This is a genomic window from Modicisalibacter sp. MOD 31.J (genome assembly GCF_020147985.1).
GTDB classification, from domain to species: domain Bacteria; phylum Pseudomonadota; class Gammaproteobacteria; order Pseudomonadales; family Halomonadaceae; genus Modicisalibacter; species Modicisalibacter coralii.
The window spans coordinates 131716-148308 of sequence record NZ_JAGXFF010000001.1; the positions used below are offsets into that span (position 1 = coordinate 131716).

The 16593-nt window shown below is 67.6% G+C and carries 12 protein-coding genes; 11 read left to right on the forward strand and 1 reads right to left on the reverse strand.

Annotation, left to right across the window (positions count from 1 at the left end):
- Positions 1-6: 6 nt before the first annotated feature.
- The 11 genes from rseP (at position 7) to tilS (ending at position 14970) form a co-directional block, all read left to right on the forward strand.
- Positions 7-1362 (forward strand): sigma E protease regulator RseP, encoded by a 1356-nt coding sequence (gene rseP, locus KGR00_RS00620; RefSeq protein WP_224418098.1) that lies wholly within the window; start codon positions 7-9, stop codon positions 1360-1362.
- Positions 1363-1640: 278 nt separating this feature from the next.
- On the forward strand, positions 1641-3974 hold the full coding sequence (gene bamA / locus KGR00_RS00625; RefSeq protein ID WP_224418097.1) for an outer membrane protein assembly factor BamA: 2334 nt from the start codon (positions 1641-1643) through the stop codon (positions 3972-3974).
- 28 nt (positions 3975-4002) lie between these two features.
- The gene (locus tag KGR00_RS00630) at positions 4003-4500 is read left to right on the forward strand and encodes an OmpH family outer membrane protein (protein ID WP_224418096.1); all 498 of its coding nucleotides are present in this window, start codon (positions 4003-4005) and stop codon (positions 4498-4500) included.
- A 35-nt stretch (positions 4501-4535) separates the two neighbouring features.
- On the forward strand, positions 4536-5573 hold the full coding sequence (gene lpxD / locus KGR00_RS00635) for a UDP-3-O-(3-hydroxymyristoyl)glucosamine N-acyltransferase (RefSeq protein ID WP_224418095.1): 1038 nt from the start codon (positions 4536-4538) through the stop codon (positions 5571-5573).
- A gap of 124 nt (positions 5574-5697) precedes the next feature.
- Positions 5698-6141: a 3-hydroxyacyl-ACP dehydratase FabZ gene (fabZ, locus tag KGR00_RS00640; RefSeq protein WP_129140209.1), complete on the forward strand. Its 444-nt coding sequence runs from the start codon at positions 5698-5700 to the stop codon at positions 6139-6141.
- On the forward strand, positions 6138-6908 hold the full coding sequence (gene lpxA / locus KGR00_RS00645) for an acyl-ACP--UDP-N-acetylglucosamine O-acyltransferase (RefSeq protein ID WP_129140210.1): 771 nt from the start codon (positions 6138-6140) through the stop codon (positions 6906-6908). Before fabZ ends, lpxA begins: the two co-directional genes overlap by 4 nt.
- A gap of 14 nt (positions 6909-6922) precedes the next feature.
- Entirely contained in the window at positions 6923-8104 is a 1182-nt protein-coding gene (gene lpxB / locus KGR00_RS00650; RefSeq protein WP_224418094.1) for a lipid-A-disaccharide synthase, read from the forward strand.
- Entirely contained in the window at positions 8101-8754 is a 654-nt protein-coding gene (gene rnhB, locus KGR00_RS00655) for a ribonuclease HII (RefSeq protein ID WP_224418093.1), read from the forward strand. Before lpxB ends, rnhB begins: the two co-directional genes overlap by 4 nt.
- 38 nt (positions 8755-8792) lie before the next feature.
- A complete protein-coding gene (gene dnaE, locus KGR00_RS00660) occupies positions 8793-12296 on the forward strand; it encodes a DNA polymerase III subunit alpha (protein ID WP_224418092.1) in 3504 nt (1167 codons plus the stop codon).
- A 124-nt stretch (positions 12297-12420) separates the two neighbouring features.
- Positions 12421-13374, forward strand: a complete 954-nt coding sequence (gene accA / locus KGR00_RS00665; RefSeq protein WP_129140214.1) for an acetyl-CoA carboxylase carboxyl transferase subunit alpha — start codon at positions 12421-12423, stop codon at positions 13372-13374.
- A gap of 294 nt (positions 13375-13668) precedes the next feature.
- Positions 13669-14970 (forward strand): tRNA lysidine(34) synthetase TilS, encoded by a 1302-nt coding sequence (gene tilS, locus KGR00_RS00670; protein ID WP_224418091.1) that lies wholly within the window; start codon positions 13669-13671, stop codon positions 14968-14970.
- Here tilS and ppx read toward each other — a convergent pair.
- Complete coding sequence (ppx, locus tag KGR00_RS00675; RefSeq protein ID WP_224418090.1) at positions 14967-16490, reverse strand: exopolyphosphatase; 1524 nt, start codon at positions 16488-16490, stop codon at positions 14967-14969. The genes tilS and ppx overlap by 4 nt on opposite strands.
- Positions 16491-16593 lie beyond the last annotated feature (103 nt).

Consider the following 16593-nt stretch of genomic DNA (forward strand, 5'->3'; position numbering starts at 1 on the left):
AAACGGATGGACGCGATTCAGAACATCCTGGCGGCCATCGTGGTACTGGGCCTGTTGATCACCTTCCACGAGTTCGGCCATTTCTGGGTCGCCCGGCGTTGCGGGGTGAAGGTGCTGCGCTTCTCGGTGGGCTTCGGCAAGCCGCTGTGGTCGCGGGTCGACCGCCAGGGGACGGAATACGCGATCGCCGCGATCCCGCTGGGCGGCTACGTCAAGATGCTCGACGAGCGCGAGGGGCCGGTCGATGCCGGCGAGCGGCACCGGGCCTTCAACCGCCAGCGTGTCTGGAAGCGCATCGCCATCGTGGTGGCCGGACCGCTGGCCAACTTCCTGCTGGCGGTTGCCGTCTACTGGCTGCTGTTCATCATGGGCACCAGCGCCGTGGCGCCGGTGATCGGCGAGGTGACGCCGGACTCGCCGGCGGCGCGCGGCGGCCTGGCTGGCGGTCAGGAGATCGTGTCGGTCGAGGGCGACGCCACCCCCACCTGGGAGGCGGTCAACCTCGAGCTGCTGGCCGCCATCGGCACCGACCGCCCGCTCGACATCGCGGTGCGCGATGCCGACGCCGGCGGCGAGCCGCGCCTGCATCGGGTACCGGTCAGTCACTACCTGGTGGGCCAGGACCCGCCGCAGCCGCTGTCGAGCCTGGGGGTCACCCCGTGGCGCCCCGATACGCCGGCGGTGCTCGGGCGGATTCTCGATGAGGGCGCGGCGGCCCGGGCCGGACTCCAGGCCGGCGACCGCATCGTGGCCATCGACGGCCGGCCGGTCGCCGACTGGATGGCCTTCGTCGAGACGGTCCGGGCCCATCCCGGCGACTCGCTGACGCTGGACGTCGAGCGTGACGGTCACCACCGTCAGGTGACGCTGACCCCGGCGAGCCACGCGCAGGACGGGGAAACCATCGGTTACATCGGTGCCGGCGTGGCGCCGGTGAGCTGGCCCGAGGCCTATCGTCGCGAGATCCGCTACGGCCCGCTGGCGGCGGTCGGTCAGGCGCTGAACAAGACCGGGGAGATGACCTGGCTGACGCTGGATTCGATCCGCAAGATGCTGCAGGGGCTGATCTCGCCGAGCAATCTGTCGGGGCCGATCACCATCGCGCGAATCGCCGGCGACACCGCGCGCAGCGGTCTGGAGAGCTTCATCGGGTTCATGGCCTACCTGTCGATCAGCCTGGGCGTGCTGAATCTGCTGCCGATCCCGGTGCTCGACGGCGGCCATCTGGTCTATTACCTGATCGAGGCGGTGCGCGGACGTCCGGTGTCGGAGCGGGCCCAGGCGGCGGGGCTGCGTATCGGCATGGCGCTGGTCGGGACCCTGATGCTGATGGCGTTGTATTTCGATCTGATGCGGCTCTAGGCAATGCCTGAAAAGTACTGCGCTCGCCCATACGGCGTTAAAAATCGGCTCAAGATGCTCATTTACACCCCCGTAAACTCCGCTCTTTCGCCGATTTTTGCCTTGTCTGGCCTTCGCTCGTCGACTTTTCAGATAAAGCCTAGCGCCGTCATGAAGCGCTTGGCGTCGCTGCGCCGCGACAAGAGACACGCGTCGTGGCCAACCTTGTCAGCGGCCCAAGTAAATGTATAAGGTGCCTGTTCAGCGAGCTGGCGGAACAACTCGAGCGAAGCGATTGCATGAAACTCAAGATCATCGGATTGGCGGCACTACTGCTCTGTAGCACCCAGACGGCCCTGGCGGAATCGTTCACCGTGTCGGACATTCGCGTGGAGGGGCTGCAGCGCGTTTCCGCCGCGTCCGTCTTCAACGCGTTCCCGATCGCCGCCAGCGAGCGCGTCGATGACCGTGAATTGGCCGACGCAGCCAAGCAGCTCTTCGATACCGGGCTGTTCGAGGACGTCCGTCTGGCCCGCGACGGCGACGTGCTGATCGTCCACGTCGTCGAACGCCCCTCGATCTCGGAGATCGACATCGAGGGCAACTCGCAGATCTCCGACGATGACCTGCGCAAGGGCATGAAGGACACCGGGCTCGCCGAGGGCCAGGTCCTGCAGCGCGCCACGCTCGACGAGGTCCAGCGTCAGCTCGAGCAGCTCTATCATGCCCAGGGACGCTACAGCGCCACCATCGACACCGAGGTGGAGCCGGTGAGCCGCAACCGCGTGCAGGTGGACATCAAGGTCAACGAAGGGGCGGTGGCCAAGATCCGCCAGATCAACATCGTCGGCAACCAGGCCTTCTCCGACGCGACCCTGCGTGACCAGTTGCAGCTCGAGGATCGTCCCGGCTGGTTCTTCGGCTGGTTCTCCGACGATGAGTATTCTCGCGAGAAACTGTCCGGCGATCTGGAGTCGCTGCGCTCCTGGTATCTCGATCGCGGCTACGTGAACTTCGCCATCACCTCCACCCAGGTGGCGATCAGCCCCGACAAGTCGAAGATCTTCGTGACCATCAACGTCAACGAGGGCAAGCGTTACCGCATCGATCAGATCAAGTTCGCCGGGGACTTGAAGATTTCCGAAGCCAAGGCGCGCGAGCTGATCACCGCGAAATCCGGCGACGTCTATTCGCGCAGCACGCTGACCGCCTCGGCCGAGGCGCTGCGCCAGAAACTCGGCGCCGAGGGCTTCGCCTTCGCCAATGTCGAGAGCGTGCCCGAGGTTGACAAGGACGGCGACACCGTCGACGTGACCTTCCTGGTCGAGCCGGGTGACCGGGCCTACGTGCGGCGCATCAATTTCGAGGGCAACACCACCACCCAGGATGAAGTGCTGCGCCGCGAGATGATTCAGCTGGAGGGCGCGCCGGCGTCCACCGACAAGATCAGCCAGTCCAAGCAGCGCCTCGAGCGGCTGGGCTTCTTCAAGCAGGTCGATGTCGAGACGCGCCCGGTATCCGGCGAGCCCGATCAGGTTGACGTCACCTACAACGTCCAGGAACAGCCGTCCGGCTCGATCTCGGCGAGCGTCGGCTTCTCGCAGACCGCCGGGGTGATCTATGGCGCCTCGCTGTCGCAGAAGAACTTCCTCGGGACCGGCAATCAGGTGGATATCGGCGCCCAGCGCAGCGACACCTACACCAGTCTCAACTTCGGGTTCACCGATCCGTACTGGACGCTGGACGGCATCTCTCGCGGCTTCAACGTCTACTACCGCGAGACCGACTACGAAGATTCCGATATTTCGACCTATTCCACCGATACCTTCGGCGGCGACATCAACTTCGGTTATCCGATCAACGACATCACCCGGCTGAACTTCGGGGTGGGCCTCGAGAATCTGTCTGTCAAGACCTATGACGACACGCCCTATGAGATCGTCGAATACGTCGACAGCCAGGGCAAGGATGCCGCCAGCTACAAGCTGACCAGCAGCTGGACGCGCAACAACCTCAACCGCGGCATCCTGCCCACCGACGGCAGCTATCAGCGCGTCTCGCTGGAGACGGCGGTGCCCGGCTCCGATGCCCAGTACTACAAGCTGCGCTATCGCGGTCAGAAGCTGTTCGAGCTCTCGCCCGACTGGTCGCTGAAGTTCGCCTCGACGCTGGGTTACGCCGACACCATCGGCAACGATCCCTATCCGTTCTACGAGAACTTCTACGCCGGGGGCCTGGGCTCGGTGCGCGGCTTCTCCGGCAACACCCTGGGGCCGAGGACCACCAAGCGCAACGACGGCGACGACGATACCCTCGGCGGCAACGTGCTGCTCGAAGGCTCCGTCGAACTGATCTATCCCTTCCCGTTCGTCGACGATCATCGCTCGCTGCAGACCAGCGTGTTCCTCGATACCGGCAACACCTTCCTCACCGAGTGCTATGACGTGCCCGACGGGGAGAGTTCCAACTGTGAAAGCGGGGTCCACCTCGACGAGCTGCGCTACAGCGTCGGTCTGGGCCTTTCCTGGCTGACCCCGGTGGGGCCGTTGACCTTCAGCGTGGCCAAGCCGCTCAACGACAAGAGCGGTGACGATACCCAGGTCTTCCAGTTCTCCCTCGGCCAGACCTTCTGAGGCGGTGAGACCCAACAAGGAGAAAAGCATGCGCAAACTGACCGGGGCCCTGTGCCTGCTCGGTGCCCTGGCGGCGGTGCCCGCCTACGCGAGTGACGTCGCCGTGCTCGACTGGCGCGAGGCGCTGATGCAGTCCGATGCCGCCCAGCGCTCGATGAACGAGTTGCGTAACCAGACCAGCGCCCAGCGCCAGCAGGCCGACGACCTCGGCAAGCAGCTCCAGCAGCTCCAGCAGAAGCTGCAGAAGGACGGCGCGGTGATGTCCGACAACGAGCGCCAGAAGGTCCGGCAGGAACTGAGCGAGAAAGGGCAACGCTTCCAGCAGTTGCGTGCACAGATCCAGCAGACCCAGCAGGAGAAGCAGCAGGCCTTCCTGCAGTCCGCCAAGCCGCGGCTCGACAAGGCGATCCAGAAGGTGGTCGACGAGCACCACGTCAAGGTGGTGCTCGACCGCGATGCCGTGGTCTACCGCGACGACAGCCTGGATCTCACTCAGGAAGTGACCCGCATCCTCAATGCCAACTGATACGCCGGGCGCTCGCCGCCCGTCTCGCCGATGACATGAAGACAGCCAAGCCCTTTTCCAGCTCCCTCGCCGATCTGGCCCAGCGTCTGGGAGCGACCCTCGTCGGCGACGGCGAGCGCCGCGTCAGCGGTCTCGCCACGCTCAGCGATGCCGGCCCGGAGGACATCAGCTTTCTGGCCAACAAGGCCTATCTGAAATACCTGCCCCGGACCCGGGCCGCCGCGGTGCTGATTCATCCGGCGCATGCCGCGGAGTGCCCGGTGCCGCGGCTCGAGCTCGACAATCCCTATCTGGCCTACGCCGAGCTCTCGCGGCTGTTCGACCCCATGGCGGCGCGGCCGGTCAGCGGCATCCACCCCTCGGCGGTGGTCGCCGACGGCGTCACCCTGGGGCGCAACGTGAGCGTCGAGGCGCAGGCGGTGATCGAGAGCGGCGCCGAACTGGGTGACGACGTGGTGGTCGGCCCGGGCAGCGTGGTCGGGGCCGACTCGGTGATCGGTGCGGGATCACGCCTCTACGCCAACGTCACCGTCTATCACGGCGTGGTGATCGGCGAGCGGGCGATTCTCCACAGTGGTTGCGTGATCGGCGGCGATGGTTTCGGTTTCGCCCACGACGGTGGCGGTTGGCACAAGATCGCCCAGCTCGGCGGCGTGGTGCTCGGCGATGACGTCGAGATCGGCAGTTGCTCGAGCATCGATCGCGGGGCGCTGGGCGACACCGTGATCGGCAACGACGTCAAGATCGACAGCCAGGTGCAGATCGCCCACAACGTCCGGATCGGCGATCACAGCGCGCTGGCCGGCTGCGTGGGCATCGCCGGATCCACCAAGGTCGGCCGCCACTGCATGCTCGGCGGTGGCGTGGGGCTCTCCGGTCATCTGACGATCTGCGACGGCGTGCAGGTCACCGGCATGAGCCTGGTCACCAACTCGATCACCGAGCCGGGTGTCTACTCCTCGGGCACCGGTGCCATGCACAACGCGCTGTGGCGCAAGAATGCCGTGCGTTTCAAGCAGCTCGACGACATCGCCAAACGCCTGACACGGCTGGAGCGTGACAGCCGCCCGTGACGGCGGCTGCCAGCCCGTGTCGGCGACGCTATAATCCGGCGTCAAAATCAACGCGGCGGGGGAGGCCCCGCCCGGCAATGCCTGCCCTGCGAGCAGGCATCCCGCACATTCAGAGGTCGCATCGATGGTAATGGACATCAACGAAATTCGTGAGTATCTGCCGCACCGGTATCCGTTTCTTCTGGTCGATCGGGTGGTGGAACTCGAACTCGGCGAATCCATCGTTGCCCGCAAGAACGTCAGCATCAACGAGCCGTTCTTCAACGGCCACTTCCCCCACCATCCGATCATGCCCGGCGTGCTGATCATCGAGGCACTGGCCCAGGCCGCCGGTATCCTCGGCTTCAAGACCGTCAACAAGCTGCCGCGCGACGGCTACGTCTATTATTACGTGGGCAGCGACAACGTCCGCCTCAAGCGCCCGGTAATGCCCGGCGATCAGTTGCGCCTGGAAGCGCGGGTGATCTTCGCCAAGCGCAGTATCTGGAAATTCGCCTGTCGCGCGACCGTCGACAATGAACTGGTCTGCGAGGCCGACATCATCTGTGCCGAGAGGAAGGTCGCTTGATTCATCCAACCGCCATCGTCGACCCCGCCGCACGTCTGGCCGACGACGTCGAGGTGGGACCGTTCACCGTCATCGGCGCCGACGTGGAGATCGGCGCCGGGAGCCGGATCGGCCCCCATGTGGTGCTCAAGGGGCCGACCCGGCTGGGCGAGCGCAACCGTATCTTCCAGTTCGCTTCCGTCGGCGAGGACTGCCAGGACAAGAAGTACGCCGGTGAGCCCACGCGTCTGGTGATGGGCGACGACAACGTGGTGCGCGAGGGCGCGACCCTGCATCGCGGCACCGTTCAGGATCGTGGCGAGACCACCATCGGCAGCCGCAACCTGTTCATGGCCTATGCCCACGTCGGCCACGACTGCGTGATCGGCGACGACTGCATTCTCGCCAATCAGGCCACGCTGGGCGGCCACGTCACCCTCGGCGACTTCGTGATCCTTGGCGGTCTGACCGCGATCCATCAGTTCTGCCACATCGGCGAGCATGCCATGTGCGGGGGGGGGTCCATCGTCACCAAGGACATCCCCGCCTACCTGATGGTCAACGGCAATCCGGGCCAGGCGCATGGGCTCAACCTGGTGGGGCTCAAGCGTCGCGGCTTCTCCCGGGAGGCGCTCAAGGCCCTGTCGGAAGCCTATCGGGTCGTCTACCGCCAGGGGCTGACCCTCGAGCAGGCGCTGGACGAGCTGACCGCCCGCTATGCCGGCCAGGACGCGGTCGCGACCTTCATCGCCTCGCTCAGGGCCTCGACCCGCGGCATCATCCGCTGAGCGGCGCCACTGCGATGCGTGTCTATCTGGTGGCCGGCGAACTCTCGGGGGACAACCTGGGCGTGGGGCTGATGCGCTCGCTCAGGGCGCGTCATCCGGACGTCGAGTTTCGCGGCATCGGCGGTCCGCGGATGATCGCCGCGGGCCTGGAGAGTCTCTATCCGCTGGAGACGCTGTCGGTGATGGGGCTGGTCGAGGTGCTCAAGCACCTGCCCGGGCTGGTGAAGGTCCGGCTTCACCTGAAGCGTGACGCCCTGGCCTGGCGGCCCGACGTGATGATCGGCATCGATGCGCCCGACTTCAACCTGGGGCTGGAGCGCCAGTTGCGCGAGGCGGGCGTGCCCACCGTGCACTACGTCAGTCCCTCGGTGTGGGCCTGGCGGCAGGGGCGGATCAAGGGCATCCGGCGCGCGGTGGATGCCATGCTCACCTTCCTGCCCTTCGAGGCCGCCTTCTACCGCCGCCACGCCGTGCCGGTGGCCTTCGTCGGTCACCCGCTCGCCGACGAACTGCCATTGACCAACGATCGCCTCGCCGCGCGCCGTGAACTGGGGCTCGACGCCGAGTCGCCGGTGCTGGCGCTGTTGCCCGGCTCGCGCGGCAACGAGATCCGCTTTCTGGGGGCGACCTTCCTCGATGTCGCCGAGCGCCTGAGCGCCGAGACCGAGGCCCTGCAACTGGTGATCCCCGCCGCCTCGCCGCAGCGACGCCAGGAACTCGAGGCGCTGCTCGCGACGCGCCCCGGGTTGCAGGCGCGCACGCGATTGCTCGACGGCCGCGCCCGCGAGGCGATGGTCGCCAGCGACGCGGTGCTGCTGACCTCCGGGACGGCGGCGCTGGAGGCGATGCTCTGTCATCGGCCGATGGTGGTCGCCTACCGCATGGCGCCGGCGACCCACTGGCTGGCCCGGCATCTGGTCAAGACCCCGTGGATCTCACTGCCCAACCTGATCGCCCGCGAGTCGCTGGTGCCCGAGCTGATCCAGGATGCCGCCACGCCCACGGCGATCGTCGAACACTTGCGCCCCTGGTTGAACGACGCCAAGGCACGAGCCGCCATGGAGTCGCGCTTCGCCGCCATGCACGCCGAACTGCAGCGCGGCGCCAGCGCCCGTGCCGCCGCGGCCGTATTGGCGGTGGCGGCAGGCAGGGCGTTGCCGGCCGAGGACACCGGGCGCGTCGAGGCGGGCGCATGAATCGGCCGCTGTCGTTGCAGCCATGTCGCCACGTCATCGCCGGCTATCGGGGCGGCGCGGAGATCGTCCTCGACTACACCGGCGAGCGTCTCGCCGGGGTCGACGAGGTCGGTCGCGGTCCACTGGTGGGGTCGGTGGTCGCCGCCGCGGTGATCCTCGACCCGCGGCGGCCGATCGATGGCCTGGGCGACTCCAAGGCGCTCAGCGAGAAACGTCGTCTGGCGCTGGACACCGCGATCCGCGAGCAGGCGCTGGCCTTCGCCATCGGCGAGGCGTCGCCGGACGAGATCGACACGCTCAACATCTATCATGCCACCCACCTGGCCATGCGCCGGGCGGTCGACGCCCTGAGCGTGGCCGCCGAATACCTGCTGGTGGACGGCAATCGCCTGCCCGGGCATCATGTTCCCGGCCAGGCGGTGGTCAAGGGCGATGCCCGTCATCCGGCCATCGGCGCCGCGTCGATTCTCGCCAAGGTGGCCCGCGATGCCCAGATGGTCGCCCTCGACGCGCGCTTTCCCGACTACGGATTCGCCCGTCACAAGGGCTATCCGACACCGCAACACCTGGCGGCGCTGGAGCGTCTGGGCCCGCTGGCCGAGCATCGCCGCTCCTTCGCCCCGGTGAAGAAGCAACTCGATCTTTTCTAGCGGGCGGCCCGCCCGATATTCAACATCGCGAGTCCGTTATGACGCCCCCTTTCGTTCACCTGCGCGTGCACAGCGAATATTCCCTCGTCGACGGCCTGGTACGCCTCAAGCCTCTGGTGAGCGCCACCGCCGAGGCTGGCATGCCGGCCCTGGCAGTGACCGACGAGGCCAACCTGTTCGGTCTGGTCAAGGGCTACAAGGCCGCGCTGGGCGCTGGCCTCAAGCCGATCATCGGCGCCGATCTGTGGCTCGAGAACCCCTTCGACGAGAGTCATCCCTACCGGCTGACGCTGCTGGCGATGAACGATACCGGCTATCGCAACCTCACCGAACTGATCTCGCGGGGTTGGCAGGAGGGGCAGCAGCAGGGCAGCGCGCTGCTCAAGAAGGCCTGGATCTTCGCCCAGAGCGAGGGCCTGATCGCGCTGTCCGGGGCCCGGGAGGGCGAGATCGGGCGCTTCCTGCTCGCCGATCACCCGGGCGAGGCCCGCGAGCTGCTCGCCGAGTGGGAGCGCCACTTCCCGGGGCGTTTCTACCTCGAGCTGCAGCGCACCGGGCGCCAGTACGACGAGGAGTGCGTGCACCAGTCGGTGGCGCTCGCCACCGAGACCGGCACGCCGGTGGTGGCCACCAACGACGTGCGCTTTCTGACCCGCGAGGATTTCTGGGCCCACGAGACCCGGGTGTCGATCGGCGAGGGCAAGGCGCTCGACGACCCGCGCCGCGAGCGCAAGTACAGCGAGGAGCAGTACCTCAAGAGCCCCCAGGAGATGGCCGAGCTGTTCGCCGACATCCCCGAGGCGCTCGAGAACACGGTGATGATCGCCGCGCGCTGCAGCGTCGACGTGCGTCTGGGCGAGATATTCCTGCCCGAGTTCCCGATTCCCGAGGGCATGACCCTCGACGAGTTCTTCCGCAAGGTCTCCCACGACGGCCTCAGCGATCGCCTGGTGCAGCTCTTCGAGGGCGACGACGCCATCTACCCGGATCGCCACCGTGCCGACCACGAGGCGGCCTACCGCGAGCGGCTCGACTTCGAGCTCGACATCATCATCAAGATGGGCTTCCCCGGCTACTTCCTGATCGTGATGGACTTCATCCAGTGGGCCAAGGACAACGACATCCCGGTGGGCCCGGGACGCGGCTCCGGGGCCGGCTCGCTGGTCGCCTACGCGCTCAAGATCACCGATCTCGACCCGCTGGAATACGACCTGCTGTTCGAACGCTTCCTCAACCCGGAACGCGTCTCGATGCCCGACTTCGACGTCGACTTCTGCATGGAGAAGCGCGACCGGGTGATCGACTATGTCGCCGAGCGCTACGGCCGCGACGCCGTCTCGCAGATCGTCACCTTCGGCACCATGGCCGCCAAGGCGGTGGTGCGCGACGTGGCGCGAGCCCAGGGCAAGCCCTACTCGCTGGGCGACAAGCTCTCCAAGCTGATTCCCTTCGAGGTCGGCATGACCCTGGCCAAGGCCCACGAACAGGAAGAGGCGCTGCGCGACTACCTCGCCAACGACGAGGAGGCCCAGGAAATCTGGGACATGGCGGTCAAGCTCGAGGGCATCACCCGCGGCACCGGCAAGCACGCCGGCGGGGTGGTGATCGCCCCCACCAAGCTCACCGACTTCTCGCCGCTGCTCTGCGAGCCGGACGGCAGCGGTCTGGTGGTGCAGTTCGACAAGAACGACATCGAGGACGCCGGGCTGGTCAAGTTCGACTTCCTCGGTCTGCGCACCCTGACCATCATCGACTGGGCGCTGGAGATGGTCGACACCGTGCGCGCGCGCCAGGGGCAGGGGCCGCTCGATCTGGACACCATCCCGCTGGACGACGTGCCGACCTTCGACATGCTCAAGAAGGCCGAGACCACTGCGGTGTTCCAGCTCGAATCCCGCGGTATGAAGGAGCTGATCAAGCGCCTCCAGCCCGACTCGCTGGAGGACATGATCGCCCTGGTCGCGCTGTTCCGTCCGGGGCCCCTGCAGTCGGGGATGGTCGACGACTTCATCAACCGCAAGCACGGCCGTGCCGAGCTGGCCTTCCCGCACCCCGATTACCAGCACGAGCTGCTCAAGCCGGTGCTCGAGCCCACCTATGGCGTGATCCTCTACCAGGAGCAGGTCATGCAGATCGCCCAGGTGCTGGCCGGCTACAGCCTGGGGCAGGCCGACATGCTGCGCCGCGCCATGGGCAAGAAGAAGCCCGAGGAGATGGCGAAGCAGCGCGCCGGCTTCATGGAGGGCTGCGCCGCCAACGGCATCGACAAGGACCTGGCGGGCAACCTGTTCGACCTGGTGGAGAAGTTCGCCGGTTACGGCTTCAACAAGTCGCACTCGGCGGCCTACGGTCTGGTCTCCTACCAGACCGCCTGGCTCAAGGCCCATTACCCCGGCCCCTTCATGGCCGCGGTGCTGTCCACCGACATGGACAACCTTGACAAGGTGGTGCCGCTGATCGAGGAGTGCCGCAACCTGGGGCTGACGGTGACGCCGCCCGACGTCAACGTCGGCGGCTTCAAGTTCACCGTCGACGAGCAGGGGCGGGTGGTCTATGGCCTGGGTGCGATCCGCGGGGTCGGCGAGGGCCCGATCGGTGCGATCGTCGAGGCCCGCGCCGACGGCGGCGCCTTCAACGACCTGTTCGATTTCTGCCGCCGGGTCGACGCCAAGCGCATGAACAAGCGCACCCTCGAGGCGCTGATCCGCTCCGGCGCCCTGGATACCCTAGGGCCGTCGCGGGCGGTGCTGGCCGCCGCGCTCGACGACGCCCTCAAGGCGGCGCAGCAGAGCACCGCCAACGCCAACCTGGGCATGATGGACATGTTCGGCGAGGCGTTCAGCGAGCCCGAGGCCGGCGACGCCTATGCCGATTACCGCCAGGCCCGTGAATGGAGCGACAAGGAGCGCCTGGCCGGCGAGAAGGACACCCTGGGGCTGTACCTGACCGGCCACCCGATCGACGAGTACGAGCAGGAGCTCGCGCGCTTCGTGTCGACGCGGATCAGCGATCTGAAGCCGTCCCGCGAACCCCAGCGGGTCGCCGGCCTGGTGGTGGCCATGCGCACCATGAAATCCAAGCGCGGCGACACCATGGCCTTCGTCACCCTCGACGACCGCACCGGGCGCATCGAGGCGTCGCTGTTCGGCGAGCTGTTCGATCAGGTGCGCGGCCAGCTCGATACCGATCAGGTGCTGATCGTCGAGGGCGAGGTCTCCAGCGACGACTACTCCGGCGGGCTGCGCCTGCGCGGCAAGACGGTCACGCCGATGGTCGACGCGCGCACCCGCTTCGGCGAGGCGGTCGAGCTGTCGGTGGATGGCGCGCGCTGCAACGGCCGCTTCGTGTCGAGCCTGCGCGCCAGTCTCACCCCCTGGCGCAACGAGACCGGCCTGCCGGTGCGCGTGCGCTATCGCAACGATGCGGCCAGCGGCTGGCTGGAGCTGGGCAGCGACTGGAAGGTCGCCCCGGCCGACGAACTGCTCGCCGCGCTGCGCGACGTCGAGGGGCAGGACGGCATTCGCCTCAAGTACCGTGGCTGAGCCGTTGTCTTGCGTGAGGCCGCCAAGCTGCGATAATGCGCGGTTACCGCGCGCCTATCGGGACGGCGCTGCAAGATAGCCGTGGCCTCAGGCCGATTGTGCCTATTTCAAACAGCAGAAGCCTATGAATCCCAATTATCTGGACTTCGAACAGCCGATTGCCGAGTTGCAGGCCAAGATCGAGGAGCTGCGGCTGGTCGGCAACGACAGCAAGATCAACATCAGCGACGAGATCGCCAAGCTCGAGGAGAAGAGCAAGAAGCTCACCGAGTCGATCTTTCGCGACCTGTCCGCCTGGCAGGTCTCGCAGCTGTCGCGTCACCCCCAGCGCCCCTACACGCTCGACTACCTCGAGATGATCTTCGGCGACTTCGACGAACTGCACGGCGATCGCCACTTCGCCGACGACGCGGCGATCGTCGGCGGCATCGCCCGGCTCGACGACAAGCCGGTGATGGTCATCGGCCACCAGAAGGGCCGCGACGTCAAGGAGAAGGTGCGCCGCAACTTCGGCATGCCGCGTCCCGAGGGCTACCGCAAGGCCTGCCGCCTGATGGAGATGGCCGAGCGTTTCCGGATGCCGATCCTGACCTTCATCGACACGCCCGGGGCCTACCCCGGCATCGACGCCGAGGAGCGCGGTCAGAGCGAGGCGATCGCCTACAACCTGGCGGTGATGTCGCGGCTCGAGACGCCGATCGTCGCCACCGTGGTCGGCGAGGGCGGCTCCGGCGGCGCGCTGGCGATCGGCGTGTGCGACGAACTGACCATGCTGCAGTATTCCACCTACTCGGTGATCTCCCCCGAAGGCTGCGCCTCGATCCTCTGGAAGAGTGCCGAGAAGGCCTCCGAGGCGGCCCAGGCGATGGGCATCACTGCCGAGCGCCTCAAGGAACTCGGCTTCGTCGACAGCCTGATCGAGGAGCCGCTGGGTGGCGCGCACCGTCATCCGCAGACCACCGCCGACCGGCTCAAGACCTCGCTGCTGGCGAGCCTCGACCGGCTGGGCAGCCTGGATACCGAGGCGCTGCTGGCGCGGCGGTATGAGCGGCTGATGTCCTACGGCGCCCCGGCCTGATCGGTCAGAGCCTGCTGCGCTCGCCAATACGGCGTTGAAAAAGACCTCGGGATGCTCATTTACGCTCTTGTAAACTCGCGTGCGAGCCCAGTCCGCGCCCTTGGTCTTTTTCGCCTGGCCTGATCGTCGCCCGAAGAGGCCTCTGCGCCGATCCGGTGTCGAGACGATCATTGCGATGATGCTTGATGTTTGGCCGTCGCTCGAAGAGGGCGAGACTGCGGTGGGCGCCGCGTATGATTGTCGGCTGACGGGTGGAGTCAGCGATGACGCATCCACCGAACTGTGTAGCTGCCCATGAGCCGTGAGCCCCATTCCCTGCAAGCTACCATTGATCGCGCCCTGGCCGAGACAGCGCCGGGGCGCGTCGTCTGGGTAGCGCTGTCCGGCGGTCTCGACTCCTGCCTGCTGCTGGCGCTCGTCGCCGATGCCGCGCGGCGTCATCCGCGACCCATCCACGCCCTGCACGTCGACCACGGCCTGCAGTCTGCCGCCGCCGATTTCGAGCGTCACTGCCACCGGCTCTGTTCGCGGCTGGGCGTACCGCTGTTCGTCGAGCGCGTCAGCGTCGAGCTCGCCGGCGAGGGGCTGGAGGCGGCGGCCCGCGAGGCGCGTTACGCGGCCTTCGCGCGGCGCGTGGCCCCGGGCGAGGCCCTGTGGCTGGCCCAGCACGCCGACGACCAGGCGGAGACCTTCCTGCTCGCCGCGCTGCGCGGCAGCGGCGTGCGCGGACTGGCGGCGATGCCCGAGCGGCGCGACTGGCGAGGACGAGACCTGGCGAGGCCGTTGCTGGGGCTCGGTCGCTCCCGGCTCGCCGCGGTCGCCGCCGACCTGGGTCTGAGCTGGTGCGAGGACCCGAGCAATGCCGACACGCGCCTCGATCGCAACTACCTGCGCCACGCTGTGCTGCCCCGGCTGGCCGAGCGCTGGCCGCAGGCGGCGCGCTCGCTGGGCGAGTCGGCCCGCCGCGCCGCCGAGGCCGACGGGTTGCTCGACGAATTCGCCGCCATCGACCTGCGCGGGGCCGGCGGCGATCCGGCGCGGCTCGGCGTCGCCGCCCTGACCGATCTGTCACGCCCCCGGCAACGCCTGCTGGTGCGTCATGCCTGCCAGCGGCTGGGCCTGCCCACGCCGCCGGCGGCACGCCTCGAAGCATTGCTCGATCAGCTCGCGGCACGCGAGGATGCCGAGGTGCACGTGGTCTGGCCGGGGGGCGAAGGGCGGCGCTGGCGCGGGCGTCTCTATCTTCAGGCGCCCGCCGAGCCACTGCCCGTGGGCTGGCGTGCGCCCTGGAATGGCCAGCCGGGGCGGGTGGGCGCAACCGCGGCGGACCCCGGGGTGCGCGTCGACTGGCGGTTGACGCAGGAATCGGGCGCGGTCGGCGAACTGCGTCTCACCGGGCGGCGCGGCGGCGAGATGCTGCGTGTCGCCGGCCGCGGCCGGCGCGACGTCAAGCGGCTGTTGCAGGAGGCCGGCATCCCGCCCTGGCGGCGTGGCGGCTGTCTGCTCGCCTGGCAGGGCGAGACGCTGGTCGCGGTGCTGGGCGTCGCCGTGGCCGAGGGGTGGTGCCAGGCTTACTGTCCGACGGCGAGCGGTTAGACCTCGACCGTCACCGGGTCGACCGCCAGCTTGTAGCCGGCGGCGCGCTGGTAGTCGATCTCCTGCTGCAGGTCGTTGAGCAGCAGCGACTGGTCGGCCAGGGCGTCGGGCAGCACCAGCAGCAGGTCGTCGCCGTCGGCGCTCAGCTGGAAGTCGGTGATCGGCTGCTCGGGACGCGAGTGATTGAGCACCACGGCCAGGCGCAGCAGCCGTGCCAGCCGTGCCGCGCGGGGCTGCGCCGGCGACGGCAGGGCCTCGAGTTCCTTGACGGCGAACTTGCGCCGGTGAGCGCGTACCAGAAACGCCAGCAACTGCTGCTCGGGACGCGAGAAGCCGGGCAGGTCGCCATTCTCCAGCAGGTAGGCGCCATGCCGGTGGAACTGGCTGTGCGACACGGCCAGGCCGATCTCGTGCAGCTCGGCGGCCCAGGCCAGGAAGGGGCGAATCTCGTCGCTGAGCTGCCAGGCGTCACGCACCTGATCGAAGGCGGCGGTCGCCGTGGCGGCGACGTTGGTCGCCTGGCGGGTGTCGGTGGCATAGCGTCGCGCCTGTCCGGCGAGGGTCTGCAGGCGCGGGTCCTCGGCGCTGTTGCGCCCGATCAGGTCGTAGAGCACGCCTTCGCGCAGGGCGCCGTCGGCATAGCGCATGTGCTCGAGCCCGAAGGCCTCGAACACCGCCCAGAGAATCGCGACCCCGGCCGGGAACACCCGCGCGCGATCGGCCTTGAGGCCATCCATGGCGACCTTGTCGAGCTGCTTGCACTTGATCAGCCGCTTGCGTAGCTGCCAGAGCCCCTCGCGGGTGATGGTGCCTTCGGGCGCGTCGCCGGCCCCGGCGATCACCGCGGCGGCCGCCTTGATGGTGCCGCTCGAACCGATGGGGTCCGACCAGCCCAGGGACAGATAGTGACGACGGATGTTGGCCAGTTCGGAGAGGGCGGCGAGTTCGGCCTGGCGGAAGCGCTTCTCGCTGATCTCGCCGTCGTCGAAGAAGCGCCGGGTATAGGCCACGCACCCCATGTGCAGGCTTTCCAGCGCCTCGGGCACGAAGTGCTCGCCGATGATGAATTCGGTGGAGCCGCCGCCGATGTCGACGATCAGCCGCTTGCCGTGCACGTCGGCCAGGGCGTGGGCGGCGCCCAGATAGATCAGTCGGGCCTCCTCGCGACCGCCGATCACCTCGATCTCGTGACCGAGCAGGGCTTCGGCACGCTCGATGAAGTCGCGGCTGTTGGTCGCCGCGCGCAGGGCATTGGTGCCCACCACGCGCATGGCGTGGGACGGGATGCCTTCGACGAAGGGCGCGAAGCGTTCCAGGCAGGCCAGGGCACGCTGCATGGCGGCTTCATTGAGGGTATCGTCGTCGTCGAGGCCGGCGGCCAGCTGGACCTTCTCGCCCTGCTTGGCGACCACCTGCAGGTCGTCGTCGACCTGATTGGCCACCAGGAGATGGAAACTGTTGGAGCCCAGGTCGATGGCCGCCAGCCGGCGCGGTTGTTGAGGGGCAGGCGTCCTGCTCATGGGGCATTCCCTGTCGGTGGCAATTAGCGCAAGGTTGCTGGCGCTCCGATGGCTTGTCAATCGGCCGTCATCGTCGTCCAATGGAACGTTGCGCATGTCATCA